The sequence below is a fragment of the Delftia deserti genome (assembly GCF_042653485.1).
Taxonomy (GTDB): Bacteria; Pseudomonadota; Gammaproteobacteria; order Burkholderiales; family Burkholderiaceae_C; genus Comamonas; species Comamonas acidovorans.
This window is the reverse complement of the sequence record NZ_JBHSIH010000001.1, coordinates 4975840-4999095: the sequence shown is the minus strand read 5'-3', so window position 1 is coordinate 4999095 and position 23256 is coordinate 4975840. Positions and strand designations below refer to the sequence as shown.

The following is a 23256-nucleotide window of genomic DNA, read 5'->3' as shown; positions in this document are numbered from 1 at the left end:
CTCAGCGCTCCTGCCGGCCCGTGCGGGCAACGATGGCCATGAAAAAGGGAATGCCCACCAGCGAGGTCACGATGCCCACGGGCACCAGCACGCCCTCGATCAGCGTCTTGCTGGCCACCGAGGCCATGGACAGGATCAGTGCCCCCGCCAGCGCCGAGGCCGGCAGCAGCACGCGGTGGTCGTCGCCCACCAGCATGCGCGCGATGTGCGGTGCGATCAGCCCCACGAATCCTATGGTGCCCACGAAGGAGACGGCCACGCCCGACAGCAGGCTGATGCGCAGCAGCGCCCAGCCTCTCAGCGCCGTGACCGGCACGCCCAGGCTGCGCGCGCGGTCCTCGCCCAGCGTGAGCGCGGTCAGCGACCAGCTCTGGCTCCAGGACCAGGGCAGGCACAGCGCCAGCACGGCGGCCATGACGGCAACCCGGTCCCAGGAGGCGCGTGCCAGGCTGCCCAGGGTCCAGAAGACCAGCTGCTGCAAGGTGTTCTGGTCGGCCACGAACTGCAGCAGTGCCACCAGGGCGTTGAAGCTGAACACCAGGGCGATGCCGAACAGCACCAGGCTTTGCACGCCAAATCCGCGCCACATGGCCAGCCCGTACAGCAGGCCCACCGACAGCAGCGCGAAGAGGAAGGCGTTGAGAGACACCACGTACTGCGCGGGCACGCCCGGCACGCCCAGTCCCAGCACGATGGCCAGGGCCGCGCCAAAGGCGGCGGCCGCCGACACGCCCAGCGTGAACGGGCTGGCCAGCGCATTGGCCAGCACGGTCTGCATTTCCGCGCCAGCCAGCGCCAGCGCCGCACCCACCAGCACGGCCATCAGCGCATAGGGCAGGCGCACGTTCCAGACGATGACGGCCTCCACGCGCGACACGCTGCCCGGATCGCCCAGCACCTGCCACAGCCGTGCCAGCCCCATGCCCGACGGGCCGGTGGCCACATCCAGTGCCAGGCTGGCCAGCAGCGCCAGGGCCAGCAGCGCCAGCACCAGCCCGTGGCGGGCATGGCGGCGGCGGTAGCGCTGCGCGGCACCGGCCGCTGCAGCGCCCGTCTCTGCCGCCACGGCACTGGCCTCCATGGCCGCGCTCATCGGCCGGCCCCGGAAGGCAGGTCGGTCAGCAGCACGCCGGTCATCGGAATCGGCATGAAGCGCTCGTACAGCTCACGCCGCGTGCGCAGCGGGTCGATGTCGGCAAAGAGTTCGGGATGCAGCCACTTGGCCAGCGCCTCGACGGCAATCACATGCTCGGGCGAGTCGTAGAAGATGTGCCACAGGCCGTGCACGCGCCCCTTTCGGACGGCGGACAGCTCGCGCGTTTGGGCACGCTGAGCCACCGTCGCCAGGCTGGCCTGCGCCTGGGCAGGCGTGGCCTGGTAGCCCAGCGTCACGCCGCCCTGGCCACTGGCGAAGACGCCCGTGGCCACATAGACGGCAGGATCGCGCGACAGCACATATTCGAGGTTCAGCGTACCGATGGGACCGGGAATGCGGCCGGCGCCGATGTTGTCGCCGCCGGCCAGCTCCACCATTTCCCCGAAATTGCCCTTGCCCGGCGAGCCGCAGCAGTCGCGCAGGCCGGCCAGCATGTCGATGAAGATGGCGGGCCGCTGGAATCCGTCCTTCCTGCGCGCCGCCGCGACACGCTGGCGCACGCGCTCGATGCGCTGCTCGTAGAAGGCGATGAAGTCCTCGGCGCGCTGCTGGCGGCCCAGCACCTGGCCCATCAGGCGCAGGCTGGGCACGGTATGGGTCAGCGGATGCTGGCTGAAATCCACAAAGACCACGGGCACGCCCGCCGCCTGCAGCTGGCGCACGGCCTGGCTGTCGGGCGCGGGCCCGTGACCACCCGAGACGGCCATGAAGGCCACGTCGGGACGCACGGCCAGGGCCTGTTCCACGTTGAAACTTTCGGGCGTGGCGCCGCCTACCAGCGGCAGTTTCTCCATGGCAGGAAAGGCCTTGGAGAAAGCTGCATAGCCCTGGGTATCGAGCAGGCGGAAATCCCCCTGCCAACCCGCCACGCGCTCCACCGCCTGCCGGCCTTCCAGCAGGGCCATGGTGTAGACCATGCGTCCCTCGCCCAGCAGCACGCGCTGCACGCGGTCCGGCACCTGCACGCTGCGCCCCGCCATGTCCGTCACGGTCAAGGCCTGGGCCAGCCCGCTCCAAAGCGCCAGCGCCGCCACCGCAGCGCGCAACCCGCGCCGCATTCCTGTCCGTATTTGCATCTGTTTTCTTCTCTCAGTCGTTACCGGCATACCCAATGCAACCGGCGCGCCCCAAAGCCTGGGACAGCAAGCAAGGGCCTGAGCCGGCCGCAACGCCCCGCAGCAAGGCTGCCGTCCCTCTCAGGGGGACGCCGCAAAGCGGCTCAGGGGGTCAAAACCGGCCGCGCAAGCTCACCTGCACATTGCGCGGCTCGCCATAGACATTGCCGAAGTTGGCCGGCCCGAATCCGCCGCTGCCCAGGCGCGTGTAGTAGCTGCGGTCGAACAGGTTGCTGACGTTCAGCGCCGCACTCCACTGCGGGCTGATGCGGTAGCCCACGCGCAGGCTGGCCGTGGCGTAGCCGCCCTGGGTGGCTCGAACCAGGGGCTTGCCGCCCTCGCTGTAGGTGCCGCTCTGGACGTTGATGCCGCCGCCCACATCCCAGGCGTTGAGCGCGCCCGGCAGCCGGTATGTGGTCCACAGCCGCAGCAGATGCCGGGGACTGAAGGTCCTGAAGGACTGGCCCTGATAGCTGGGGTCGCGCTTGTATTCGCTGGTGTTGTAGGTGTAGCCGGCCATGGCCTGCCAGCCCGGGGCGATCTGTCCCGCCAGCTCGGCGTCGAAGCCCTGGCTCTGCACCTTGCCCTGCGCGGCGTAGCAGCAGCTGTCCACGATGACGGGCGACACGGCCACGGCGCGGTTGCTCTCCACGATGCGGAAGGCCGCCAGCGCCACCTGCAGCCGGCCATCGTCGAGCGAGCCCTTGATGCCGGCCTCGTAGTTGGCGCCGACCACGGGCGGCAGTCCGCCGCCATCCTCGCCCCGGTAGTTGCTCTGCACGCGGAAGATGTCGGCATAGCTGGTGTAGAGCGACCAGCGGGAGTCCAGATCGAAGACCAGGCCCGCATAGGGCGTGAAGCGGCCGTCCTGCCGGTAGTCGGCCGTCTGCGCGCCCGTGCGCTGGTTGACGGAGTCGGTGCGCCACCAGCTCCAGCGACCGCCCAGCAGCAGGGTCAGCGGATCGGCCAGCTTCAGCCGCGCGGCGCCATAGATGCCGTACTGGCGCGTGCGCGATCGCGAGTCCGATGTCCACTGCACGGCGCCCGGATCGGCGTAGGCGGCCGGGTCGAAGTCGAACACATTGACGGGAATGCCGCCAAAGCCCGGAAGGCTGCCGCCTTGCGAGCGCGCGTCGCGGTCGTACCAGTTGGCGCCCAGCACCACCTCGTGGCGCCGGCCCCAGGCCTGCCAGGCCCCGCTGAGCATGGCGTCCAGCGACAGCTGTTCGTTGTCGTAGTCATTGGCGCCGCCCATCAGGCGGGGACCCAGGCCCGTGGCGCGGTCCACCGCGCCCGAGACATAGGCGTACTTGAGCGCGCTGGACTCGCGGTCGGAGACCGCCGCCAGCTTGAGCTGCCAGTCGGCATTGATGGAATGGCTGAGGTCGGCGAAGACCTGGGTGGTCTCGAAGTCCCAGTGCGTCCAGGGCGTGCTCAGGAAGGTGCTGCGTGCCAGCCCCAGGTCGCCGCCGTCGGCGTAGCGCGGCACGCCCATCATGGGCGGCACCCAGTCGCGCCTCTGGTGGCCGGCGCCCAAGGAGACGGTGGTGGCCGATCCCAGGTCGGCCTCGACGATGCCGTACAGCGAATCGCGCCGGCTGCTGGCATAGCGCACATGGGAGTCGCGCTGGTCGTGCGCGGCCGCCAGGCGGGCACGCACCGACCCATCGGCGTTCAGCGGGGTGCTGTAGTCGATCTCGGCACGGGCCGCATTCCAGGAGCCCAGGCCCAGCGAGCCCGTGAAGCGCCGGTCGCCCGTGGGGCGCTTGCGCACCAGATTGATCACGCCGCCGGGCTGGCCCGCGCCATTGAACAGGCCCGCAGCGCCACGCAGCGTCTCCACATGGTCGAACATCACCATGTCAGGCTGGCTCCAGGAAGCGCCGCCTGTCTGCACGGGAAGGCCGTCGTACTGGAAGTACTCGATGGGATAGCCGCGCGCATAGAAGGCCGGAATGACGCCCGTGCCCGACAGGTCCACCGTCACGCCGGGGGTCTGCGCCATGATCTCGTCCAGCGTGTGCAGGTTCTGGTCCTCGATCTGCTGGCGCGTGATGACGGATACCGAATGCGGCGTCTCCCTGAGCGTGGCAGGCAGCCTGGTTCCCACCGAGACGCCCGGGGCCGCGTAGCCACCCGTCAGCTCGGTGGGCCGGTCCTTGACCGCCTGGCCCGTGACCTGCACCTCGGGCAGCTTGTCCTCGGCCGCCCGGGCCAGGGCGCACTGGCCCAGGACGCAGACGGCCAGCGCGATCGATGTGATGGAGAAACGGGGCGGGCCGGCATCCCGGTCCGCAGAATCTGGCTGCGACATTCAACCCTCTCGAAGCAAATGAAAATCAATTGCATTCGACTGTAGGCAAGAGGCAGGCTCGCCGCTTTCGCTGGCCGGAGTTTGGCTTTCGCCAGCCGGCAACGGCGAAGAGCGTCGGCTCAGCGCAGCAGCTCGCTGGGTGCGATGCCGAAGCGTCTGCGAAAGGCCGTCGAGAAATGCGCAATGCTGTAGCCCACCTCCAGCGCCACCTGCGTGACCGAGCAGCCGCCCGAAGTGAGCAGGCCGTAGGCCTGCTCCAGCCTGTGCTGCTGCAGGTGCTCGAACACGCTCATGCCGAACAGCTGGCGAAAGCCGGCCGTGAGCTTGCGCTCGTTGATGCCCACCGCGCGCGCCAGCTCGGCCAGCGATAGCGGATCCTGGAAATGTGCCGTGGCCACCTCGCGCGCATGCCAAAGCCGCTCCACATCGGCGCGCGACAGCGCGGCGCCAGCCCCCTGCGCGCCCGCCGCCGGCAGGCACTGCTGGAGCACGGCAGCCGACAGTTCCAGGCTCTTGGCATTGAGGAACAGATCACGCATGGGCCCCTGATAGGGGCAGACCAGAATCTGTGTGGCCAGCGCACGCGCCGTGGCCGACAGCCCCTGGCGCAATACCAGCAGATCGTTGTCGTTGAAGCAGTGGTGGCCGCTGCGCGCTATGAGATCCAGCCCGAAGCCCTGACGCTCCGCCGCCTCGGCATCGAAGCCTATGCGCACATAGCGCTGAAGGCTGTGGGATTCATAGCGGTCCAGTCCCTCATGCAGGCCCGTGGCCAGCACCAGGTAGACCCCGGCATCGGACACCTCCATCAGACGGCCGTTGACCCCGGCCTGCACCTTGCTGTTGAGGGCCACGATGATCTGCAGGCCCTGGAACACCGGCGCGCGGACCTCCACAGGCTCCTGCGTCATGCGGCAGCCGGCCGCCAGGCACAGCTGGTTGTCGAATCTGGAATTCCACTGGAACACGTTGCACATCTATGAATGAGAATTATTCTCAAATCATACGTTCAACAGCCAAGACCTTGTACCGCCTCGTCAATCCTCCAGCGGCGGCCACTGGCGCGCGGTGTGCACCAGGGCCAGCAACCAGATCGTCGTGCCATCGATCTCATAGACAAGGCGATAGCTTTCATGGGGGATCAGCTCGCGCGTGCCGGCAATCCTGCCCGCTTTGCCCATCTTGGGATACGCGGCCAACCGGGCGGCTGCGTCGCTGAAAAGCAGGTCCATGCGCAAGGCTGCGCGAGGATTGTCAGCTGCGATGTAGTCCCAGATATCGGCGCGATCCTGCTGCGCCTGCGGCGTCCAGATGACTTTCACGCACGGTCTGCCGCAACCTGACTGCGCCGGGCAGCGAACTCGGCCTCGACTTCCTCATTCGAGCGGCCAAGTCCAGCGCGCATGGAGGCGCGTCCCGCCTCGACCTTGCGCTGCAGATAGCCGTCATATTCACGGGCCTTGCGGCGCTGCTCAATGTAGTCGCGCATCAACTCCCGCATGACCTGGGATGCGGGCCGGTCCTCGCCTGCGGCTTCGGCCATGAAGTCTTTGCGCAGCTCGGCTTCCAGTTTCATGGTGAAAACAGCTTCCTTGGGCATGATTGACTCCTGCGAAGATACCAACAAAGTATATACATCGTCAGTACCAAGTACTCCAGAGACTCAACCGCTTCACCCCATTCGCAACTTGCACTTGCCAATGCATCAATCAAATCAGGACTAGTTGCAAGCAAGGCCTCTTTCTATATTCGCGCCTCGACGGCGCCCGGCTTCCATGGGCCGCAGCTGCGCACGACACTACCGCGGGGACCCCACCCCTGCCTGACTGACCCACAACAAGGAGAGACTGCGATGACCGATCTCACCATCAACGGCAAGACCGTTTCCATGGACCTGGACCCCGAGACGCCCATTCTGTGGGCCCTGCGCGACACGCTGGAGATGACCGGCACCAAGTTCGGCTGCGGCGCGGCGCTGTGCGGCGCCTGCACGGTGCACATGAACGGCCAGGCCATACGTTCCTGCGTGACGCCGATCTCGGCGGCCGCGGGCCAGAAGATCACCACCATCGAGGCCATGACCTCGGGCTCCGACCGCGTGGGCACCGCCGTGCGCGATGCCTGGGTGCGCCACGACGTGGCCCAGTGCGGCTACTGCCAGAGCGGGCAGATCATGAGCGCCACGGCCTTCCTCAAGTCCCTGCCCAAGGGCAAGAAGCCCAGCGGCGAGGAGATAGACGCGGCCATGGCCGGCAACATCTGCCGCTGTGGAACCTATGCGCGCATCCGCACGGCCGTGGCCGATGCCGCGCGCACCCTGGGCTGAATGGAGAACGCCGCATGCTGACCACCTTCAACCCCGCCGAACTGCCGCGCGCCCTGCAGCACATCCTGGACCGTGACGAGGCCACTGCTGCCATCGCCGACACGCCGACCCTTGCACAGATCCCCCGCCGCAGCTTCCTCAAGATCGCCGGTGCCGGTTCGCTGGCCCTGGGCGTGTTTCCCGCCATGGCGCAGGCGCCGGGCAAGGGTGCGGCCGCCGGCCTCAAGCCCACCGAGCAGCCCGCCTCCTTCGTGGAGATCTCGCCCAGCGGCGAAGTCACCGTGGCCATCAACCGCCTGGAATTCGGCCAGGGCGTGCACACCGCCCTGCCCCTGGTGCTGGCCGAGGAGCTGGACGCCGACTGGAGCAAGGTCCGCGCCCGCCTGGGCGGCAACGATGCAGCCTACGCCGATCCGCGCTACGGCATCCAGATGACGGGCGGCTCCACCGCCCTCAAGCACAGCTACACCCAGTACCGCGAGCTGGGCGCCCGTGCACGCGCCATGCTGGTGGCCGCCGCCGCCGCGCAGTGGAAGGTGGACGCCGCCACGCTGCGCACGCGCGAGGGCTTCGTGCTCGGCCCCAACGGCAAGAAGCTGTCGTATGGCGAGCTGGCCCAGGCCGCCATGGCCCAGCCCGTGCCGGCCACCGTCGTGCTGAAGAATCCCAAGGACTTCCGCCTGATCGGCAAGCCCACGGGCCGCATCGACGCCCGGGCCAAGAGCAGCGGCCAGCAGAGCTTCGGCATCGACATGCACCTGCCGGGCCAGCTGACGGCGGTGATTGCACACCCGCCCGTGTTCAAGGCACAGCTGGCCTCGCTGGACGACGCTGCGGCGCGTGCCGTGCCCGGCGTCAAGGCCGTGCTGCGCGTGCCCGTGGACGGTGGCGGCGAAGGCGTGGCCGTGATCGCCACCGGCTACTGGCCAGCGCGCAAGGGCCGCGAGGCGCTGAAGGCGCAATGGAACACCGACGCCGTGGAGAAGGTGGACAGCGAACGCCAGCTGGCCCAGTACCGCGAACTGGCCGCGCAGCCCGGCGCACGCCACTTCGACGCCGATATCTCGGCGCTGGACAAGGCGCCGCGCCATATCGAGGCCGAGTTCAGCTTCCCCTACCTGGCCCATGCGCCCATGGAGCCGCTCAACTGCACGGTGCAGATGGGCGAGACCGGCGAGGCGGGAGCCGACCTCTACCTGGGCACGCAGTTCGCGGGCGTGGACGGCATGGCCGCCGCGCGCGTGCTGGGCCTCAAGCCCGAGCAGGTGCGCGTGCACGTGCAGATGGCCGGCGGCGGCTTTGGCCGCCGGGGCGTGGGCACCAGCGACTATGTGGTCGAGGCCTGCCAGGTGGCGCTGGCCGCGCGCCGCGCCGGCCTGAACGCCCCCGTGCGCATGGTCTGGAGCCGCGAGGACGACATCAAGGGCGGCTACTACCGCCCCATGCACCTGCACCGCGCCAGGATCGGCTTCGACGAACGCGGCAAGGTGCTGGCCTGGGACCACGCCATCGTGGGCCAGTCCATCACCGCGGGCACCATGTTCGAGGGCGGCATGATCAAGAACGGCATCGACGCCACGGCCGTGGAGGGCATGCGCGAGCCCTATCCGCTGCCCATGCGCCTGACCGTGCACCACCCCAAGGTCAACGTGCCCGTGCTGTGGTGGCGCAGCGTGGGATCGACCCACACGGCCTTCGTCATGGAAACGCTGATCGACGAGATCGCGCGCAGCAGCCGCCAGGACCCCGTGGCCTACCGCATGCAGATGTTCGGCGACAAGCACCCGCGCCATCGCCTGGCCCTGCAGCTGGCCGTGGACAAGAGCGGCTACGGCAAGCGCCAGCTGCGCGCGGGCCGCGCCTGGGGCGTGGCCGTGCACGAGTCCTTCGACACGGTGGTGGCCTATGTGGTGGAGGCCTCGGTCAAGGACGGCCGCCCGGTGCTGCACAAGGCCACGGCCGGCGTGCACTGCAACCTGGCCGTGAACCCGCGCACCATCGAGGCGCAGGTGCAGGGCGCGGCGCTGATGGGCCTGTCCATGTGCCTGCCCGGCGCGGCGATCACGCTCAAGGACGGCGTGGTGGAGCAGAGCAACTTCGGCGACTTCGCCGTGCCGCGCATCACCGACATGCCCGAGATCGCCGTCCACGTCGTGCCCAGCGCCGAGCCGCCCACGGGCATGGGCGAGCCCGGCCTGCCGCCGCTGGCCCCGGCCTTCGCCAACGCCGTGGCGCAGCTCACGGGCAAGCCCGTGCGCAAGCTGCCGTTCGATCTGGCCTGAGCACGGTCAGCGGCCGGCGACGGCGGCAGCGGCAGCGGCAGCGGCTCCCGCTGCGGCTGCCGTCGCCAGCTCCTCTGCGGACAGCAGATAGTCCGGGCAGGCCTGCAGCCGCTGCACGGCCAGGTCGATGAAGGCACGCACGCGCCGGGGCAGCGCGTCGCGGCTGCCGTAGTAGACATGCAGGCCGATGTGCTCGCTGACATGCGCCAGCAGCACGGGCACCAGGCGCCCCGCGCGGATATGCGCGGCCGCGCAGATGTTGGACAGCTGGCCCAGCACCTGGCCGGCCAGCACGGCATGCAGCTCCAGCTCGGCATCGTTGGTGGACAGGGCCGGCTGCAGGTAGCGGTGCGTGAGCTCGCCATCGACCGGCAGGTACCAGGGCATCACCGTGTCCGTGGCCGCATGGCGGAACATGCTGCAGCGGTGAGCGGCCAGTTCGTCCAGCGACCGGGGCACGCCATGGCGCTGCAGGTACTGCGGCGCCGCGCAGACGATGAGCTGCACGGGAAACAGCCGCCGCCCGATCACGCTTTCATCGGGCGAGGCGCCGATGCGAAACCCCGCATCGACCCGGTCCAGCACCCAGTTGCCTATGCCGTCGTCCAGCCGCACATCGGGGACGATGCCCGGGTGCAGGCGGCAGAACTCATCGAGCAGCGGCATCAGCACGGGCGCAAAGCAGGACTTGGGGCCCACGATGCGCAACGGCCCCGCAATGCCCTCGCGGCTGTCGCGTGCCAGGTTCAGTGCGCGGTCCAGCGCGGCCAGCGCCGGCTGGGTGTCCTGCAGGAAACGCTGGCCCTCCTCGGTCAGCGCCAGGCTGCGCGTGGTCCGGTGCAGCAGGCGCACGCCCAGGTGCTGCTCCAGATGGGCCACGGCCTGGCTGGCGGCCTGGGGGCTCACGCCCTGGGACAGCGCCGCCTGGCGCAGGCTGCCCAGCTCGACCGCCTTGGCAAAGGTGGCGATGGCACGCAGTTCATTGATGGGCATGGTGCGGAAATCCGGTATTCGTGGGCTGACAGTGCCGGAGTATCGGGCCTTTGCGCATGCCCCGGATCGGCATGACGCAGGAGCTAGCGCCCCTGGCGCGCCAGCCACACGCCGCCCGCGGTCAAGGCCATGCCCGCCAGCGCCAGGCCGCCCAGCGTCTCGCCGAACATGGCCCAGGCGATCAGGGCCGTGGCCGGCGGCGTCAGGTAGAACAGGCTGGCCACGTGCACGGCGCCGCCGCGGCGTATCAGCAGGTTGAGCAGGCTGACCGCGCCCACGGACAGCACCAGCACCAGCCAGCCCAGCGCGAACAGGAATTCGCCGCTCCAGCGCACCTGCATGGTTTCCGTGGCCAGGGCCAGCGCCCCCGTCGCCACCAGGCAGGGCAGGTACTGGATCACCGAGCCCGTACGCAGATCAAACGAGGGGCAGAACCGCTTCTGGTACAGCGTGCCGGCCGTGATGCCGGCCAGCGCCACCACGGCCGGCACCAGCATGGCCAGCAGGGCATGGACAGGCACCGAGGCGATCTTGCCCGCCACCACCAGGGCCACGCCCGTGAAGCCCAGCGCCAGCCCGGCCCACTGCCGAGGCCGCACGGACTCGCCCAGCAAGGTGCCGGCCACCAGGGCCGTGATCAGCGGCTGCAGCCCCACCACCAGGGCCGTCACGCCCGAAGGCAGGCCATGGGCGATGGCCGTGAACACGCCGGCCAGGTACACGCCATGCACGAAAAGCCCTGACACGCCAATGTGCAGCCACTGGCGCGCCGACCGTGGCCAGGGCGCGCGCAGCACCAGGGCCACCGCCGCCATCAGTACCAGGACGATGGCATAGCGCAGCGTCAGAAAGGTCAGCGGCTCCACATAGGGCAGGCCGAACTTGGCGCCGATGAAGCCCGTGCTCCACAGCAGCACGAACAGCCAGGGAAGCAAGGCGGCCGCCAAGGCGGGCGGCGAGGTTTTTTGGGTCATGGAGCGGATGCGGAGAAAGGCGGAGGCAGGGATGGGGGCGGCGCCAGTGTGTCATGCCCCGTGCGCCAGGGGCTGCGCGTGGCAAACCCCCGCACCAGGCAGTCGCGCAGCGCCGTCATGGCCGCGCTGCTGAACGCCGCCGAGGGCCGCACGAAGTAGATGCCCGAGGCGCCATCCAGGCGCCATTGCGGCAGCACCCGCACCAGCCGGCCTGCGGCCATGTGCTCGCTCATCAGCCAGTCGCCGCCCGCCAGAATGCCCACGCCCATGACGGCGGCCGTGAGCAGGGCCTCGCTGTCATTGCTGACCATGGGGCCGCGCACCAGCACGGTGTGCCGGGCCTGGCCCTGCGGCACATCGCCCGATGCGCCACCGTGCACCAGCTCCCATTGCGGAAACGATTGCAGCCCCGTGAAGCCCAGGCAGCGGTGCGCCGCCAGGTCCTCGGGGTGCACCGGCGTGCCGTGGGCCTGCAGATAGGCGGGCGCGGCGCCCAGGATGCGCTGGTGCCCGCCCAGCCGCAGCGCCACGAGACGGCTGTCCGCCAGCCGGCCTATGCGCACCGCCGCGTCGAAGCGTTCGCCCACGATGTCCACGAAGCGGTCCGCGTACTCCACCTCCAGCACGATCTGCGGATGCGCCAGCGCAAACTCCGCCAGCAGCGGGCTGAGCCAGCGCCGCCCCATGGCGGCCGGCAGCGACAGCCGCAGCCGGCCCCGGGCCTGCGAGGCGCCCTGGGCGGCCTCCTTCTGGGCATCGGCAATCAGGCCGGCCGCCTGGCGCACCTTGTCCACCAGGCGCAGGCCCTCGTCGGTCAGGTGCAGATGGCGTGTGCTGCGCTCCACCAGCCGCACGCCCAGCCGGGCCTCCAGCGCGTTCAGGCGTTTGGACAGCACGGACGGATGGCGCAGCAAGGCCCGCCCCGCCGCAGCGAAGGAGCCTTGTTCATGCAGCGCCACCAGGGCCGCCAGTTCATCGGCGTGCTGGCTGTCCAGAAGGTTCATGGGGTCAGGATGATCGCACCTTGGGAGCGTCCCTGCTCCAGATCGCCATGCGCCTGCGCCACCTCCGCCAGCGCATACCGGCGCCAGACACCTGGCACGATGATGCCGGCCGCCACGGCGGCCAGCACGTCCCGTGCGCGCTCCTGGTACTCGGCCGCCGTGGCCGTGTGCGCGGCCAGCGAAGGGCGCGTGAGGAACAGCGAGCCCTTGGCATTGAGCGTGGCCACCGAGATGGGATCGGGCAGGCCGGAGGTCGCCCCGAAGGACACCAGCAGGCCGCGCGGGCGCAGGCAGTCCAGCGAGGCGCCCAGCGTCGTGCGGCCGATGGGGTCGTAGACCACGTCGGCCTTCAGGCCCCCGGTGGCCTGCAGCACCTGGCCCGGCAGCGTGGCCGCGTCGAACACGAAGACCTCGTCGCAGCCGGCCGCCCGCGCGCGCTCCACGCTGGCCGCCTTGGACACCACGCCGATCACCAGAGCGCCCAGGTGCCTGGCCCAGGCGCACATCAACTGGCCCAGCGCACCGGCGGCGCCATAGATCACGATGCGGCTGCCGGGGCCTACGGCATGGGTGGTCTTGAGCAGGTACTGCGCCGTGATGCCCTTGAACAGCACGGCCGCCGCCGCGTCGTCCGCCAGCGCATCGGGCAGCTTCACCAGGCGCTCGGCCGGATACAGGCGGGCGCTGGCATAGGCGCCCAGCGGCCCCGTGGCATAGGCCACGCGCTCGCCCACGGCCACATTCGTCACGCCCTCGCCCACGGCGGCCACCCGCCCCGCGCCCTCCAGCCCCAGGCCCGAGGGAAAGGCGATGGCGACAGCGCCCTTGCGCTGGCTCACGTCCAGCGGATTCACGCCGATGGCGGTCTGCTCCAGCCAGACCTGGCCGGGGCCGGGCGCCTGCACCTCGACCGGCTCCAGGCGCATGGCGTCGGGAGTGCCTGCGGCGTCCATGCGGACCTTGATCAATGGCTTCATCTCGCTGCTCCGTGAAATGGGTGCAGCGTAGAAGATTCGATTGAAGGCAGCAATGCTGCAGCATGCAGTTCACTGCTGCACCAGGTGCAGCAATTGGCTCAGCAGACCGCGTCAGTTCTTGCCGCATGCCGCGCGGCATGCTCCAGATCCGCAATGGGCGCCAGCATGCCCGGATCGAAGGCGGCCAGCGGCAACCCGGCGCGCACGCGTAGCGGCCAGTCGGCATGCGTGAGTGCACCACGGCCCAGGGACACGAAATCGGCCTCGCCCCGCGCCAGCATGCCTGCTGCCTGCGCGGGCTCCTGCAGTGAGCCATTGGCGAGCACGGGTACCGCGCGTTGCGCCAGCTGCGCACGGGCCAGCGCGGCCAGGCTTGGGCCAGTGTCGTCAAAGGCCGGCTTCCATGCCACGAACTCCGTCGTGTGCAGGTAGTCGATGGGCTGGGCGCCCAGCGTGGCAAACAGCTCGGCTGCCTGCTGCGCACCGCCTGCCCATTTGTGGCCGAAGTCATTGACCTTGCCCTGGGAGATGCGCACGCCGAGCACGAAGTCCGCGCCCACCGCGCGCCGCACGGCCAAGACGAGGCGGTTGGGCACGGTGATGGAGCCCAGGCGCAGGGACTCGAACAGAACGGCCGCATCCATGTCAGCGGGCCTGGCCATCGCGCACGGCTGCAATGGCCTCGATCTCGATCATGGCCGCCGGGTCGTACAGCGCCTGGATCTGGGCAATCGTGTCGGCCGGATAGGGGGCTCCGAAGAACTCGCGGCGCAGGGCGACCACCTCGTCGAAGTGGCCCATGTCGGTGACGAAGATGGTGACCTTGATCACGTCCTTCAGGCTGGAGCCGCCCGCCTCCAGCGCGCGGCGCAGATTGGCAAACGCCTGCCGGCCCTGGGCCAGGAAGCCGCCCGGCACGATGCGGCCATCGTCTCCGGCGCCGGCCTGGCCGGAGATGAACAGCAGCTCGCCAAAGCGAATGCCTTGCGACAGCAAAAACGGCTCGTAGGGATCGGGTTGCGTGGTGACACGGTGCAGCATGGTTTCATTTCCTTCATCCATCCCCGGCAGGATCGCGCTTGGGGCATGGGTGGACGATAGGGAAGCCGGATGATTGCGACAAAGGTTCATTTGTCAGGCATAAGATGAGTTTTCCTCACCCCATTCCTCTCCCGACCCTTGCATCCTCCAGCCCTCATGCAACGCAACCAGCTGCCACTTTCCGCACTGCGCGCCTTCGAGGCCGCCGCCCGCCTGGGCAGCTTCAAGCAGGCCGCCGACGACCTGGCCGTGACACCCACGGCCATCAGCCACCAGATCCGCGCGCTGGAGGAACAGCTGGGCCTGGCGCTGTTCGATCGCCAGGTACGCAAGGTGGTGCTGACCGAGGCCGGCGCCCAGCTCTATCCGGTGCTGCGCGACGGTTTCGACGCCTTTGCCGCCACGCTGGAGCGCCTGCTGCAAAAGCGCCTGCGCGCCCAGGTCAGCATCTCGGCCACCAATGCGTTCACCGTGAAATGGCTGGTGCCGCGCATGGCCAGCTTCCGCGCGATGCACCCGGAGGTGGACCTGCAACTGCAGGCCTCGGACGATGTGGTGGACCTGCGCTCCCATGCCGTCGATATCGCCGTGCGCTACGGGCGCGGCCCCTATCCGGGCCTGGTGGCCGAGCCCCTGTTCAGCGACCGCTTTGCACCCGTGGCCAATCCCCGTCTGGGCGTGCTGGGTCCGGCCGACCTGGCCCGCCTGCCGCTGATCCGCTTTGACTGGAAGACGGCGCACGCCAGCAATCCCACCTGGGAGCGCTGGTTTGACGAGGCAGGCCTGGCCTGGAATTCACCGGCGGGGCAACTGCGCTTTTCCGACGAGGGCCATGCCATCCAGGCGGCCATTGCCGGTCATGGCATTGCCCTGGTGAGCCTGGCCCTGGTGGCCGAGGACATTGCGGCCGGCCACCTGGTGCAACCCTTCGGCCCCTCGATCACCGGCCATACCTACCATCTGGCCGTGGGCGAGCAACGGGAGCCGGGCCCCCATGTGCGCGCCGTCATGGACTGGCTCAGAAGCCAGTCCATGGCCGTGCCATAGCCGTGCCATAGCCGTACCGTAGCCGCCCTCAGTAGCCCCGCGCCGCGTCCACCGCCTGCGGCAGCTCGCCGCCGGCGCGCCAGCGCCGGATGTTGCCCGCCACGATGGCCGATGCCGTCGCGCGGTCCGTGGGTGCCGAGATGTGGGGCAACACGGTCACGGCGGGGTGCGCCCACTGCCAGGACGCTTCGGGCAGGGGCTCCTGCTCGAACACGTCCAGCACGGCATGGGCCAGGCGGCCGCCGTCCAGGGCGGCGCGCAGCGCGGCATCGTCCACGATGGGGCCGCGCGCGAAGTTGATCAGCGAGGCATGGGCAGGCAGCGCGGCCAGCGCCTGCGCGCCGACGATGCCGCGCGTCTGCGGCGTGAGCGGCAGCAGGCATACGAGGATGTCGGTATGCGCCAGCATGGCAGGCAGCTCGGCATCACCCGCATGGCATTGCACGCCCTCGATGTGCCTGGGCGTGCGGCTCCAGCCGCGCACCTGGAATCCCGCCGACAGCAGCCGCTGCGCGGCGGCCTTGCCCAGTGCGCCCAGGCCCAGCAGCGATACCGTCCTGTCCTGCGCGCGCACGCCGTCATGCGCCAGCCATTGGCGCGCGGCCTGCTGGCGGGCATAGCGCGGCATGTCGCGGTGCAGGTACAGGGTCCAGGCCAGCACGGCCTCGGCCATGGTGTCGGCCAGTTGCGGGTCCACCAGGCGGACGATGCGCAGGTCGGTCTCGCCCAGGTCGGCCACCAGGCGCTCCACGCCGGCCCAGACGCTGTGCACCCATTGCAGGCGCGGCAGCGTGCGCAGGTCGGCAGGCTGGGGATTTGCGACGATGGCGACCTCGCAGGCCGCGCGCTGGTCCGCATCCAGCGCATCGAGCGCCACCACGCGCTCCTCTGGCAGGGCGGCCTGCAGGGCCTGCAGCCAGGCCTGGGCTGCCGGGTAGCCGGGTGCGCAGACGAAGGGGAGCGGGGGGAGCGAGGCGCGCGGAGACAGCGAACCGCTCATTTGGCGAAGACCTTGTCCAGGTCGGCGAAGCCCTTGACCTCGATGGGATTGCCGCTGGGGTCGCGGAAGAACATGGTGGCCTGCTCGCCGGGCTCGCCCTCGAAGCGGATGCCGGGCTGCAGCACGAAATCCACCACGCCGCCCGACAGCCGCGCGGCCAGGGCCTTCCAGTCGTCCATGGCCATCACCAGGCCCAGGTGGGGCATGGGCACCATGTGGTCGCCCACGCGGCCGGTGTTCGTGACCGGGAAGGGCTCGCCCAGGTGCAGCGAGATCTGGTGGCCGAAGAAGTCGAAGTCCACCCAGGTCTCGGTGCTGCGGCCTTCCTGGCAGCCGAGCAGCGTGCCGTAGAAGGCGCGCGCTTCGTCCAGATCGCGGACATGGTAGGCAAGGTGGAAGCTGGTGCGCATGGCTGATCCTTTGGTTGTTGTGGTGCAGGCAGGTTCGCAGGCCGTGGCCTGCCGTGGGTGGCGCGAGCCTAGCAGAGGCTTTTCAAAAGTGATAGCGTTGATTTCTTTGCAATCCCCAAGGAAATCTTTTGGAGACCCGCTATCTCAAGAGCCTGATCGCCGTGGTGGACAGCGGCTCCATCGCCGATGCGGCGCGCGCCGAGCACCTGACCGCCGCCGCCGTGGGCCAGCGCGTGCAGGCGCTGGAGCGCGAACTGGGCTTTGCCCTGCTCTCGCGCAGCGGCCATGCGGCCCGCCCCACCCAGGCCTGCGTGGCCCTGCTGCCGCGCGCGCGGCGCCTGGTGCGCGAGGCCGCGCTGCTGGGCAGCGATGCCAGCGCCGATGGGCTGGCCGGCACGCTGCGCATCGGCGCCATCTCGACCGCGCTCACCGGCATGCTGCCGGCCGCGCTGCGCAAGCTCACGCAGGCGGCGCCACAGTGCCGGCCCGTCATCGTGCCGGGCACCTCGCGCGCGCTGTTCCAGATGCTGCAGGCCGGCGAGCTCGATGCCGCCGTCATCGTGGCGCCCCCTTTTGAACTGCCCAAGGCGCTGCGCAGCGTGCAGCTGCGCAGCGAGCCGCTGGTGCTGCTGGCCCCGCCCCAGGCACGCGGCCGGCCGGCCGCGCTGCTGCGCAGCCTGCCCTACATACGCTACGACCCCGATGCCTGGGGTGGCCGCCATGCGGCCGACTGGCTGGCCGACCAGGGGCTGGAGCCTGCGGTGCTGTGCGACCTGGACGCGCTGGAGGCCATTGCCATGCTGGCCGCCGACGGCATGGGCGTGGGCCTGGTGCCGCACTGGACGGGCCTGGAGCGCTTCATGGGCGACTGCCGCATGCTGCCCATCGCGGGCGCCGCCTATGAGCGCGCCATCTGGCTGGTGACCAGCGCCGAGCCCGACCTGCCGCGCATGGCCGAGCTGCTGGAGGGCGCACTCGCGTAGGTTGCGGCTTCCGTTCTCAATCCGCCTGCACGTAGCCCGTGACGCGGATCATTTCGCGGTACTTGGCGATCTCGCGCGCATAGGCGGCCGCCGCATCGTCCAGGCCCATGGGCTTGGCGACGTCACGGCCGTCGGCCTCCAGCCTGGCGATGACCTGCGGGTCCAGCAGGGCCTGGCCGATGGCTTGGTTCAGGCGCTGCTTGACATCCTGCGGCGTGCCGCGCTTGACGAAGTAGCCCGCCAGGCTGGCGTACTCGAAATCGCGCAGCGCCGGCACTTCGGTGATGCTGGGCAAGGCCGACAGCACGGCAGGCCGGCGGCGATTTTCAGGAGCGAGCGGCGTGTGGGCAAGGCAAGTGGATTCATGGAAGTGCCAGGCAGTGGCTTGAGGGGGAAGGCGGGAATCAGGCGCGCCCTACCACCGGGCGTTGGGCAGGCGCGCAATGGTGTGGAGCACCGCCAGGCCGCGCGGGACGGCGCATGCGCCGCCAGGCCGTGCGCGCGCTGCGGCCCGAAGCCCGTGCGGGCCATGCGGGCGAACAGGGCTGGCAATGCGTGACGCTGCGCGAGGAGCGCCGCATCGAGGAGGCGCCCGAAGCCTACAAGCCCATCGGCCCGGTCATCGAGTCGCAGGAGGCCGCCGGCCTGATCCACGCCGCCGTGAAGCTCAGGCCCTGGATCACCTTCAAGGCCTGAGCACCGGCAGGCGCCTCACTGCAGCCGCAAGCCGTCCGCCGCACGGTCCTGGGCCAGCTTGCGGTACAGCGTCTGGCGGCTGATGCCCAGCATGCGCGCGGCCTGGGTGACATTGCCCCGGCAGTTCTCCAGCGCCTGCCGCACGGCCGAGCGCGAGAGTTCATCCAGGCTCTGCGGCGCAGCGTCGAGCCGGGGGCCGCTGCGGGCGGTCTGCGCCAGCTCGGCCTGGAAGTCGTCGGGCAGATGCTGCCACTGCAGGCAGTCCTCATGGGGATCGAGCATGGCGCAGGCCGTTCTCAGCACGCTGGCGCACTGGCGCAGATTGCCGGGCCAGCCATGGCCGGCCAGCTGCGCCAGCAGGGCCGGTGCCATGCGCAGCGGGCGGGCGGGTTCGATGTCGGCCAGCATGCGCGCGGCCAGCGCCTCGAAGTCGCCGCGCTCGCGCAGCGGCGGCAGCTCCACGGCCAGGCCGTTGATGCGGTAGTACAGGTCGGCACGAAAACGCCCCTGGTCGGCCTCCTCGCGCAGCCTGCGGTTGGAGGCGCTGACCAGCGCGAAATCCACGGCAACGGGCTCGCCGCCGCCCAGCGGCACCACCTGCCGCTCCTGCAGCACGCGCAGCAGCCGGGTCTGCAGCGCCAGCGGCATGTCGCCGATCTCGTCCAGGAACAGGGTGCCGCCGTGCGCCTGGCGCAGCAGGCCCGCCTGTCCTTCGCGCCGCCCGCCCGTGAAGGCGCCCTGGCGGTAGCCGAACAGCTCGGCCTCGATCAGCGACTCGGGCATGGCCGCGCAGTTGATGGCCACGAAGGGGCCGTCGCGGCGCGGCCCGCTGTCGTGGGCCGCGCGCGCAAACCATTCCTTGCCCACGCCGGACTCGCCCTGGATGAGCAGCGCAATCGGCTTGCCCAGCACGCGCCGCGCCTTGTCGGCCGCCGCGCGCCAGCGCGCATCGCCCGTGTCCAGCCGCGCCAGCGCATCGCGCGCCGGCTGCTGCGGCTCCTGTTGCTGTTGCTCGGCAACCCGCTCCACGACCGAGGACCGTACCGTGCGCCGGTCCGGCACCAGCTGGCCGAACAGCGCCGTGCCGTCATGGCGCCGCAGCGGCTGGGCCGCATCGGGCTGGCGGTGCTGGCGTGACAGCAGCTCCTCCAGGCCGGCGTCCAGCACCTGCTCCAGCGACACGCTGCCCAGCTGCGCCCGCGACAGGCGCAGCAAGGCCAGCGCGGCGCGGTTGGCGCCCACCAGCCATCCGTCCGCGGAGATCAGCGCAATGCCTTCGGCCACCGTGCCAATGCCTTCGGGCCGCGCGTGCAGGTGCAGGCGGATGTGGCGCTGGCCATCGCAGGCCATGAGGCGGTTTTCGATCATGCGGGCCGCCGTGCCGACCAGGCCCAGCGTGTGCGGGCTGCCCCGGCCATGTTCGCTGGAGATGTCCAGGATGCCCAGCAGCTGGCCCGTGCTCGACAGGATGGGCGCGGCCGCGCAGGTGAGAAAGCCGTTGCGCTCCAGGAAATGCTCGCCGCCCTGGATTTCGATGGAGTCCATCTCGGCCAGTGCCGTGCCGATGGCATTGGTGCCGCGCTGCGCCTCATGCCAGGACGCACCGCTGGCCAGGGCCACGCGCTCTGCCTTGCCCAGAAAGAAGGGGTCGCCGCAGGTATCCACCAGGGTGCCGCAGGGGCCGGCCAGCACCACCACGCTCTGGCTGCCGCGCACCTGCTCGGACAGGTATTCCATGACGGGCCGTGAATGCGCCAGCAGCGCATGGTGGCGGCTGCGCAGCACGCCCAGCGCGTGCTGCTCCAGGTTGTCGGCGGCGCCCAGGCGCCCGGTGGGACGCAGTCCCTGCTCGATGCAACGCTGCCACGAGCGCGCCAGGCGCTCGTCCACCAGGCCGCTGGGGCACAGGCCTGACTCCATCAGGCTGTGACGGGCCTGGCGCAAGGCCACAAGGGAAGCTCTCGATTGCATGCTGTCTCCTGCTCGGGCGTCATTGCGCCGCGTTGCAGACCAGTATGCGGGGCCGGCGGGCACCGGGCAAGCCAAGTGGCAGGCCAGGCGCCCGACTGTTCCATTTCTGGACAGTTGTCCTGTTGCGGAACGTCACGGCACAGGGCGAACGCGCACGGGAATACCCGCAGCAGCCACGTCCCGCATGCCTTTGCGGGCACCTGCCCTGCGGCCTGCAGGCTGGCACGGCTTTTGAATCATGTCTGCCGTCCGGCCATGGCCGGATATCCCGATCCACACCCGATCACGACAGACCCATAAGCATCCTCAGGAGACAAGCAGCATGACCGTCTACGCAGCACCCGGCGCCGCTGGCGCCAAGATCGCCTACAAGGCCCGCTACGACAACTTCATCGGCGGCAGGTTCGTACCTCCGGTCAAGGAGCAGTACTTCGACGTGGTCACCCCCATCAGCGGCAAGGTCTACACCCGCGCCGCGCGCTCCACGGCCGAAGACATCGAACTGGCGCTGGACGCCGCCCATGCCGCCAGCGACGCCTGGGGCCGCACCAGCGCGGCCGAGCGTGCGAACGTCCTGCTGAAGATCGCCGACCGCATCGAAGCCAACCTGGAGCTGCTCGCCTATGCCGAGACCGTGGACAACGGCAAGGCCATCCGCGAGACGCTGAATGCCGACATCCCGCTGACCGTGGACCATTTCCGCTATTTCGCGGGCTGCGTGCGCGCCCAGGAAGGTGCGCTCAGCCATATCGACGAGACCACGGTGGCCTATCACATCCAGGAGCCGCTGGGCGTGGTGGGCCAGATCATTCCCTGGAACTTCCCCATCCTCATGGCGGCCTGGAAGCTGGCGCCCGCGCTGGGCGCAGGCAACTGCGTGGTGCTCAAGCCGGCCGAGTCCACGCCCATCAGCATCCTGATCCTGGCCGAGCTCATTGCCGACCTGCTGCCGCCCGGCGTGCTCAACATCGTCAACGGCTTCGGCCGCGAGGCCGGCATGCCGCTGGCCACCAGCAAGCGCATCGCCAAGATCGCCTTCACGGGCTCCACCTCCACGGGCCGCGTGATCGCCCAGGCCGCGGCCAACAACCTGATCCCGGCCACGCTGGAGCTGGGCGGCAAGTCGCCCAACATCTTCTTCGCCGATGTGATGGACAAGGACGATGCCTTCCTCGACAAGGCCGTCGAAGGACTGGTGCTGTTCGCCTTCAACCAGGGCGAGGTCTGCACCTGCCCCAGCCGCGCGCTGATCCAGGAAAGCATCTACGACCGCTTCATGGAGCGCGTGCTCCAGCGCGTGGCCGCCATCCGGCATGCCAACCCCCTGGACACCGACAGCATGATGGGCGCGCAGGCGTCCAAGGAGCAGCTCACCAAGATCCTGTCGTACCTGGACCTGGGCAAGCAGGAAGGCGCCGAGGTGCTGGCCGGCGGCGGCCAGGCCCATCTGGGCGGCGACCTGGAAGGCGGCTACTACGTGCAGCCCACGCTGTTCAAGGGCCACAACAAGATGCGCATCTTCCAGGAGGAAATCTTCGGCCCCGTGCTGGCCGTGACCACCTTCAAGGACGAGGCCGAGGCCCTGGCCATTGCCAACGACACGCTCTACGGCCTGGGCGCCGGCGTGTGGAGCCGCAACGGCAACGTGGCCTACCGCATGGGCCGCGCCATCAAGGCCGGGCGCGTGTGGACCAACTGCTACCACGCCTATCCGGCGCACGCGGCCTTCGGCGGCTACAAGGAATCAGGCATCGGCCGCGAGACCCACAAGATGATGCTGGACCACTACCAGCAGACCAAGAACCTGCTGGTCAGCTACAGCGAGAACAAGCTGGGCTTCTTCTGAAGTTCTTCCCAGGTGAATGCGGCCGGCGGCGCACAGCGCGGCCGGCCGCCCAGGAAAGGACCAACCCATGGTTGACAAAGTGACTGCCACCGACGCCGCCCTGGCGCTGATCGCCGACCTGCAGGCGCAGCACGGGCCGGTGTTCTTCCACCAGTCCGGGGGCTGCTGCGACAACAGTGCCGCCAACTGCTACCTGCCCGGCGAGCTGACGATAGGCGCCCAGGACGTGCTGCTGGGCCAGGTGGGCGGCGCGCCCTTCTACATCGGCAAGTCGCAGTATGAATACTGGAAGCACACCCAGCTCATCCTGGACGTGATCGAGGGCCAGGGCGGCACCTTCTCGCTGGAGGGCAGCACGGGCAAGGCCTTCCACACACGCTCCAGGCTGTTCACGGACGAGGAATACGCCGAGATCCTGGCCAGCGAGGGCAACGGCCCCTGACAGGGGCCGCGCGGCGGGCTACTTTCCGGTCAGCCGCTTGACCGCGGCCTCGGTCTGGCGCACATGCTCGTCCGGGTCCGAGCCCATGTGCACGAAGCGGACCTTGCCGTCCTGCCCGATCACGTAGGAAATTCGGTCGGCGCGCTGGGGGTCGGCGGCGGCCGAGGCGTCGTAGGCGCGGATGGTCTGCGCCTGCGGGTCCGATGCCACGGCGAACTGGTCGCGGCAGGCCTCGGTGGAAAAGCGCTTGAGCGTATCGATGTCGTCATGCGACATGCCCACCACCGTGGCACCCATGGCCGCGAAACGCGGCGTGGCCTCGGCAAAGGCATGGGCTTCCATGGTGCAGCCCTGCGTGAAGGCCTTGGGGAAGAAATACAGCACCACCGGCCCCTTCCTGAGCGTGGCGGCCATGTCGAAATCGAAGGCCTTGCCCGCCACCGCAGCCGGCGTGGTGAAGCGCGGCGCTTTGTCGCCCACCTTGAGCGCGGCCTGGGCCAGCGGCGACAGCAGCAGCGCCGCCAGCAGGGGAGCGGCGGCACGCGCGCAGCGGCGGCCCAGGGATGCGCGTGGGTGGATGGAATCGCCGCAGCGGATGTCGGACATGCATGGCCTCCTGAGCCTGGAACGGGATGCCCCATTGTGGCCAATCGGCCAAAGCCCTGGGCACGTGTGCCGT

24 protein-coding genes are annotated in these 23256 nt (G+C 69.7%); 7 read left to right on the top strand and 17 right to left on the bottom strand.

Annotated features, from left to right (window positions below; translation table 11 throughout):
• Window position 1: 1 nt before the first annotated feature.
• From ACFPFG_RS23775 to ACFPFG_RS23750, 6 genes are all read right to left on the bottom strand, one after another.
• Complete coding sequence (locus ACFPFG_RS23775) at window positions 2–1093, bottom strand: FecCD family ABC transporter permease (protein ID WP_380108537.1); 1092 nt, start codon at window positions 1091–1093, stop codon at window positions 2–4.
• Complete coding sequence (locus tag ACFPFG_RS23770) at window positions 1090–2232, bottom strand: ABC transporter substrate-binding protein (protein WP_197955074.1); 1143 nt, start codon at window positions 2230–2232, stop codon at window positions 1090–1092. Before ACFPFG_RS23770 ends, ACFPFG_RS23775 begins: the two co-directional genes overlap by 4 nt.
• Window positions 2233–2383: 151 nt before the next feature.
• On the bottom strand, window positions 2384–4585 hold the full coding sequence (locus tag ACFPFG_RS23765; protein WP_197955073.1) for a TonB-dependent siderophore receptor: 2202 nt from the start codon (window positions 4583–4585) through the stop codon (window positions 2384–2386).
• 119 nt (window positions 4586–4704) lie between these two features.
• Window positions 4705–5553, bottom strand: a complete 849-nt coding sequence (locus tag ACFPFG_RS23760; RefSeq protein WP_183019507.1) for a helix-turn-helix transcriptional regulator — start codon at window positions 5551–5553, stop codon at window positions 4705–4707.
• 69 nt (window positions 5554–5622) lie between these two features.
• Window positions 5623–5907, bottom strand: coding sequence for a type II toxin-antitoxin system RelE/ParE family toxin (locus ACFPFG_RS23755; protein WP_183019508.1), 285 nt, complete (start codon window positions 5905–5907; stop codon window positions 5623–5625).
• Entirely contained in the window at window positions 5904–6185 is a 282-nt protein-coding gene (locus tag ACFPFG_RS23750; RefSeq protein WP_197955072.1) for a CopG family ribbon-helix-helix protein, read from the bottom strand. The genes ACFPFG_RS23755 and ACFPFG_RS23750 overlap by 4 nt, the downstream gene beginning before the upstream one ends.
• A gap of 252 nt (window positions 6186–6437) precedes the next feature.
• Between ACFPFG_RS23750 and ACFPFG_RS23745 the strand changes: the two genes are divergently transcribed.
• Window positions 6438–6911 carry a (2Fe-2S)-binding protein gene (locus ACFPFG_RS23745; protein WP_012207419.1) on the top strand — a complete coding sequence of 158 codons (474 nt, stop codon included), beginning with the start codon at window positions 6438–6440 and terminating at the stop codon, window positions 6909–6911.
• Window positions 6912–6925: 14 nt separating this feature from the next.
• Window positions 6926–9193, top strand: a complete 2268-nt coding sequence (locus tag ACFPFG_RS23740; protein ID WP_380108533.1) for a xanthine dehydrogenase family protein molybdopterin-binding subunit — start codon at window positions 6926–6928, stop codon at window positions 9191–9193.
• Window positions 9194–9199: 6 nt separating this feature from the next.
• Here the strand turns inward: ACFPFG_RS23740 and ACFPFG_RS23735 are convergent, their stop codons facing one another.
• The 6 genes from ACFPFG_RS23735 to ACFPFG_RS23710 form a co-directional block, all read right to left on the bottom strand.
• On the bottom strand, window positions 9200–10186 hold the full coding sequence (locus tag ACFPFG_RS23735) for a LysR family transcriptional regulator (RefSeq protein WP_380108531.1): 987 nt from the start codon (window positions 10184–10186) through the stop codon (window positions 9200–9202).
• 83 nt (window positions 10187–10269) lie between these two features.
• Window positions 10270–11160, bottom strand: a complete 891-nt coding sequence (locus tag ACFPFG_RS23730; RefSeq protein WP_197955070.1) for a DMT family transporter — start codon at window positions 11158–11160, stop codon at window positions 10270–10272.
• Window positions 11157–12164 (bottom strand): LysR family transcriptional regulator, encoded by a 1008-nt coding sequence (locus ACFPFG_RS23725; RefSeq protein WP_380108529.1) that lies wholly within the window; start codon window positions 12162–12164, stop codon window positions 11157–11159. The genes ACFPFG_RS23730 and ACFPFG_RS23725 overlap by 4 nt, the downstream gene beginning before the upstream one ends.
• Window positions 12161–13141: a quinone oxidoreductase family protein gene (locus tag ACFPFG_RS23720; RefSeq protein WP_380108527.1), complete on the bottom strand. Its 981-nt coding sequence runs from the start codon at window positions 13139–13141 to the stop codon at window positions 12161–12163. Before ACFPFG_RS23720 ends, ACFPFG_RS23725 begins: the two co-directional genes overlap by 4 nt.
• A 98-nt stretch (window positions 13142–13239) precedes the next feature.
• Window positions 13240–13785 (bottom strand): oxidoreductase, encoded by a 546-nt coding sequence (locus ACFPFG_RS23715; protein ID WP_380108525.1) that lies wholly within the window; start codon window positions 13783–13785, stop codon window positions 13240–13242.
• Window position 13786: 1 nt separating this feature from the next.
• The gene (locus ACFPFG_RS23710; protein WP_016445482.1) at window positions 13787–14182 is read right to left on the bottom strand and encodes a RidA family protein; all 396 of its coding nucleotides are present in this window, start codon (window positions 14180–14182) and stop codon (window positions 13787–13789) included.
• A 156-nt stretch (window positions 14183–14338) separates the two neighbouring features.
• Between ACFPFG_RS23710 and ACFPFG_RS23705 the strand changes: the two genes are divergently transcribed.
• Window positions 14339–15229, top strand: a complete 891-nt coding sequence (locus ACFPFG_RS23705; protein WP_183019517.1) for a LysR substrate-binding domain-containing protein — start codon at window positions 14339–14341, stop codon at window positions 15227–15229.
• Window positions 15230–15257: 28 nt separating this feature from the next.
• On the opposite strand, the gene ACFPFG_RS23700 is transcribed toward ACFPFG_RS23705, so the two are convergent.
• Together ACFPFG_RS23700 and ACFPFG_RS23695 are read right to left on the bottom strand one after the other, a co-directional pair.
• Window positions 15258–16229 (bottom strand): 2-hydroxyacid dehydrogenase, encoded by a 972-nt coding sequence (locus tag ACFPFG_RS23700; RefSeq protein ID WP_380108522.1) that lies wholly within the window; start codon window positions 16227–16229, stop codon window positions 15258–15260.
• Window positions 16226–16639, bottom strand: coding sequence for a VOC family protein (locus ACFPFG_RS23695; RefSeq protein ID WP_012207434.1), 414 nt, complete (start codon window positions 16637–16639; stop codon window positions 16226–16228). Before ACFPFG_RS23695 ends, ACFPFG_RS23700 begins: the two co-directional genes overlap by 4 nt.
• A 128-nt stretch (window positions 16640–16767) precedes the next feature.
• Between ACFPFG_RS23695 and ACFPFG_RS23690 the strand changes: the two genes are divergently transcribed.
• The gene (locus ACFPFG_RS23690) at window positions 16768–17622 is read left to right on the top strand and encodes a LysR substrate-binding domain-containing protein (RefSeq protein ID WP_380108520.1); all 855 of its coding nucleotides are present in this window, start codon (window positions 16768–16770) and stop codon (window positions 17620–17622) included.
• Window positions 17623–17638: 16 nt separating this feature from the next.
• Here the strand turns inward: ACFPFG_RS23690 and ACFPFG_RS23685 are convergent, their stop codons facing one another.
• On the bottom strand, window positions 17639–17917 hold the full coding sequence (locus tag ACFPFG_RS23685) for a hypothetical protein (RefSeq protein ID WP_380108518.1): 279 nt from the start codon (window positions 17915–17917) through the stop codon (window positions 17639–17641).
• A gap of 185 nt (window positions 17918–18102) precedes the next feature.
• On the opposite strand from ACFPFG_RS23685, the gene ACFPFG_RS23680 reads away from it, so the two are divergent.
• Entirely contained in the window at window positions 18103–18318 is a 216-nt protein-coding gene (locus ACFPFG_RS23680) for an RtcB family protein (protein ID WP_232245720.1), read from the top strand.
• Window positions 18319–18333: 15 nt separating this feature from the next.
• On the opposite strand, the gene ACFPFG_RS23675 is transcribed toward ACFPFG_RS23680, so the two are convergent.
• Entirely contained in the window at window positions 18334–20289 is a 1956-nt protein-coding gene (locus ACFPFG_RS23675; protein WP_380108516.1) for a sigma-54-dependent Fis family transcriptional regulator, read from the bottom strand.
• Between the two features lie 322 nt (window positions 20290–20611).
• Between ACFPFG_RS23675 and exaC the strand changes: the two genes are divergently transcribed.
• The gene (exaC, locus tag ACFPFG_RS23670; protein ID WP_183019521.1) at window positions 20612–22135 is read left to right on the top strand and encodes an acetaldehyde dehydrogenase ExaC; all 1524 of its coding nucleotides are present in this window, start codon (window positions 20612–20614) and stop codon (window positions 22133–22135) included.
• Window positions 22136–22202: 67 nt separating this feature from the next.
• Window positions 22203–22577, top strand: coding sequence for a DUF779 domain-containing protein (locus tag ACFPFG_RS23665; protein ID WP_034398973.1), 375 nt, complete (start codon window positions 22203–22205; stop codon window positions 22575–22577).
• Between the two features lie 18 nt (window positions 22578–22595).
• Here ACFPFG_RS23665 and ACFPFG_RS23660 read toward each other — a convergent pair whose 3' ends face one another.
• Window positions 22596–23183, bottom strand: a complete 588-nt coding sequence (locus ACFPFG_RS23660) for a peroxiredoxin (protein ID WP_380108513.1) — start codon at window positions 23181–23183, stop codon at window positions 22596–22598.
• Window positions 23184–23256: the final 73 nt, after the last annotated feature.

Bases quoted from the DNA above. Each gene is read 5' to 3' on its own strand.
- ACFPFG_RS23710 (WP_016445482.1), bottom strand. From the start codon at position 14,182: ATGCTGCACCGTGTCACCACGCAACCCGATCCCTACGAGCCGTTTTTG.
- ACFPFG_RS23750 (WP_197955072.1), bottom strand. From the start codon at position 6,185: ATGCCCAAGGAAGCTGTTTTCACCATGAAACTGGAAGCCGAGCTGCGC.
- ACFPFG_RS23740 (WP_380108533.1), top strand. From the start codon at position 6,926: ATGCTGACCACCTTCAACCCCGCCGAACTGCCGCGCGCCCTGCAGCAC.
- ACFPFG_RS23730 (WP_197955070.1), bottom strand. From the start codon at position 11,160: ATGACCCAAAAAACCTCGCCGCCCGCCTTGGCGGCCGCCTTGCTTCCC.
- ACFPFG_RS23700 (WP_380108522.1), bottom strand. From the start codon at position 16,229: ATGAGCGGTTCGCTGTCTCCGCGCGCCTCGCTCCCCCCGCTCCCCTTC.
- ACFPFG_RS23720 (WP_380108527.1), bottom strand. From the start codon at position 13,141: ATGAAGCCATTGATCAAGGTCCGCATGGACGCCGCAGGCACTCCCGAC.
- ACFPFG_RS23705 (WP_183019517.1), top strand. From the start codon at position 14,339: ATGCAACGCAACCAGCTGCCACTTTCCGCACTGCGCGCCTTCGAGGCC.
- ACFPFG_RS23745 (WP_012207419.1), top strand. From the start codon at position 6,438: ATGACCGATCTCACCATCAACGGCAAGACCGTTTCCATGGACCTGGAC.
- ACFPFG_RS23770 (WP_197955074.1), bottom strand. From the start codon at position 2,232: ATGCAAATACGGACAGGAATGCGGCGCGGGTTGCGCGCTGCGGTGGCG.
- ACFPFG_RS23715 (WP_380108525.1), bottom strand. From the start codon at position 13,785: ATGGATGCGGCCGTTCTGTTCGAGTCCCTGCGCCTGGGCTCCATCACC.
- ACFPFG_RS23665 (WP_034398973.1), top strand. From the start codon at position 22,203: ATGGTTGACAAAGTGACTGCCACCGACGCCGCCCTGGCGCTGATCGCC.
- ACFPFG_RS23725 (WP_380108529.1), bottom strand. From the start codon at position 12,164: ATGAACCTTCTGGACAGCCAGCACGCCGATGAACTGGCGGCCCTGGTG.
- ACFPFG_RS23775 (WP_380108537.1), bottom strand. From the start codon at position 1,093: ATGAGCGCGGCCATGGAGGCCAGTGCCGTGGCGGCAGAGACGGGCGCT.
- ACFPFG_RS23660 (WP_380108513.1), bottom strand. From the start codon at position 23,183: ATGTCCGACATCCGCTGCGGCGATTCCATCCACCCACGCGCATCCCTG.
- ACFPFG_RS23675 (WP_380108516.1), bottom strand. From the start codon at position 20,289: ATGCAATCGAGAGCTTCCCTTGTGGCCTTGCGCCAGGCCCGTCACAGC.
- ACFPFG_RS23765 (WP_197955073.1), bottom strand. From the start codon at position 4,585: ATGTCGCAGCCAGATTCTGCGGACCGGGATGCCGGCCCGCCCCGTTTC.
- exaC (WP_183019521.1), top strand. From the start codon at position 20,612: ATGACCGTCTACGCAGCACCCGGCGCCGCTGGCGCCAAGATCGCCTAC.
- ACFPFG_RS23735 (WP_380108531.1), bottom strand. From the start codon at position 10,186: ATGCCCATCAATGAACTGCGTGCCATCGCCACCTTTGCCAAGGCGGTC.
- ACFPFG_RS23695 (WP_012207434.1), bottom strand. From the start codon at position 16,639: ATGCGCACCAGCTTCCACCTTGCCTACCATGTCCGCGATCTGGACGAA.
- ACFPFG_RS23680 (WP_232245720.1), top strand. From the start codon at position 18,103: ATGCGCCGCCAGGCCGTGCGCGCGCTGCGGCCCGAAGCCCGTGCGGGC.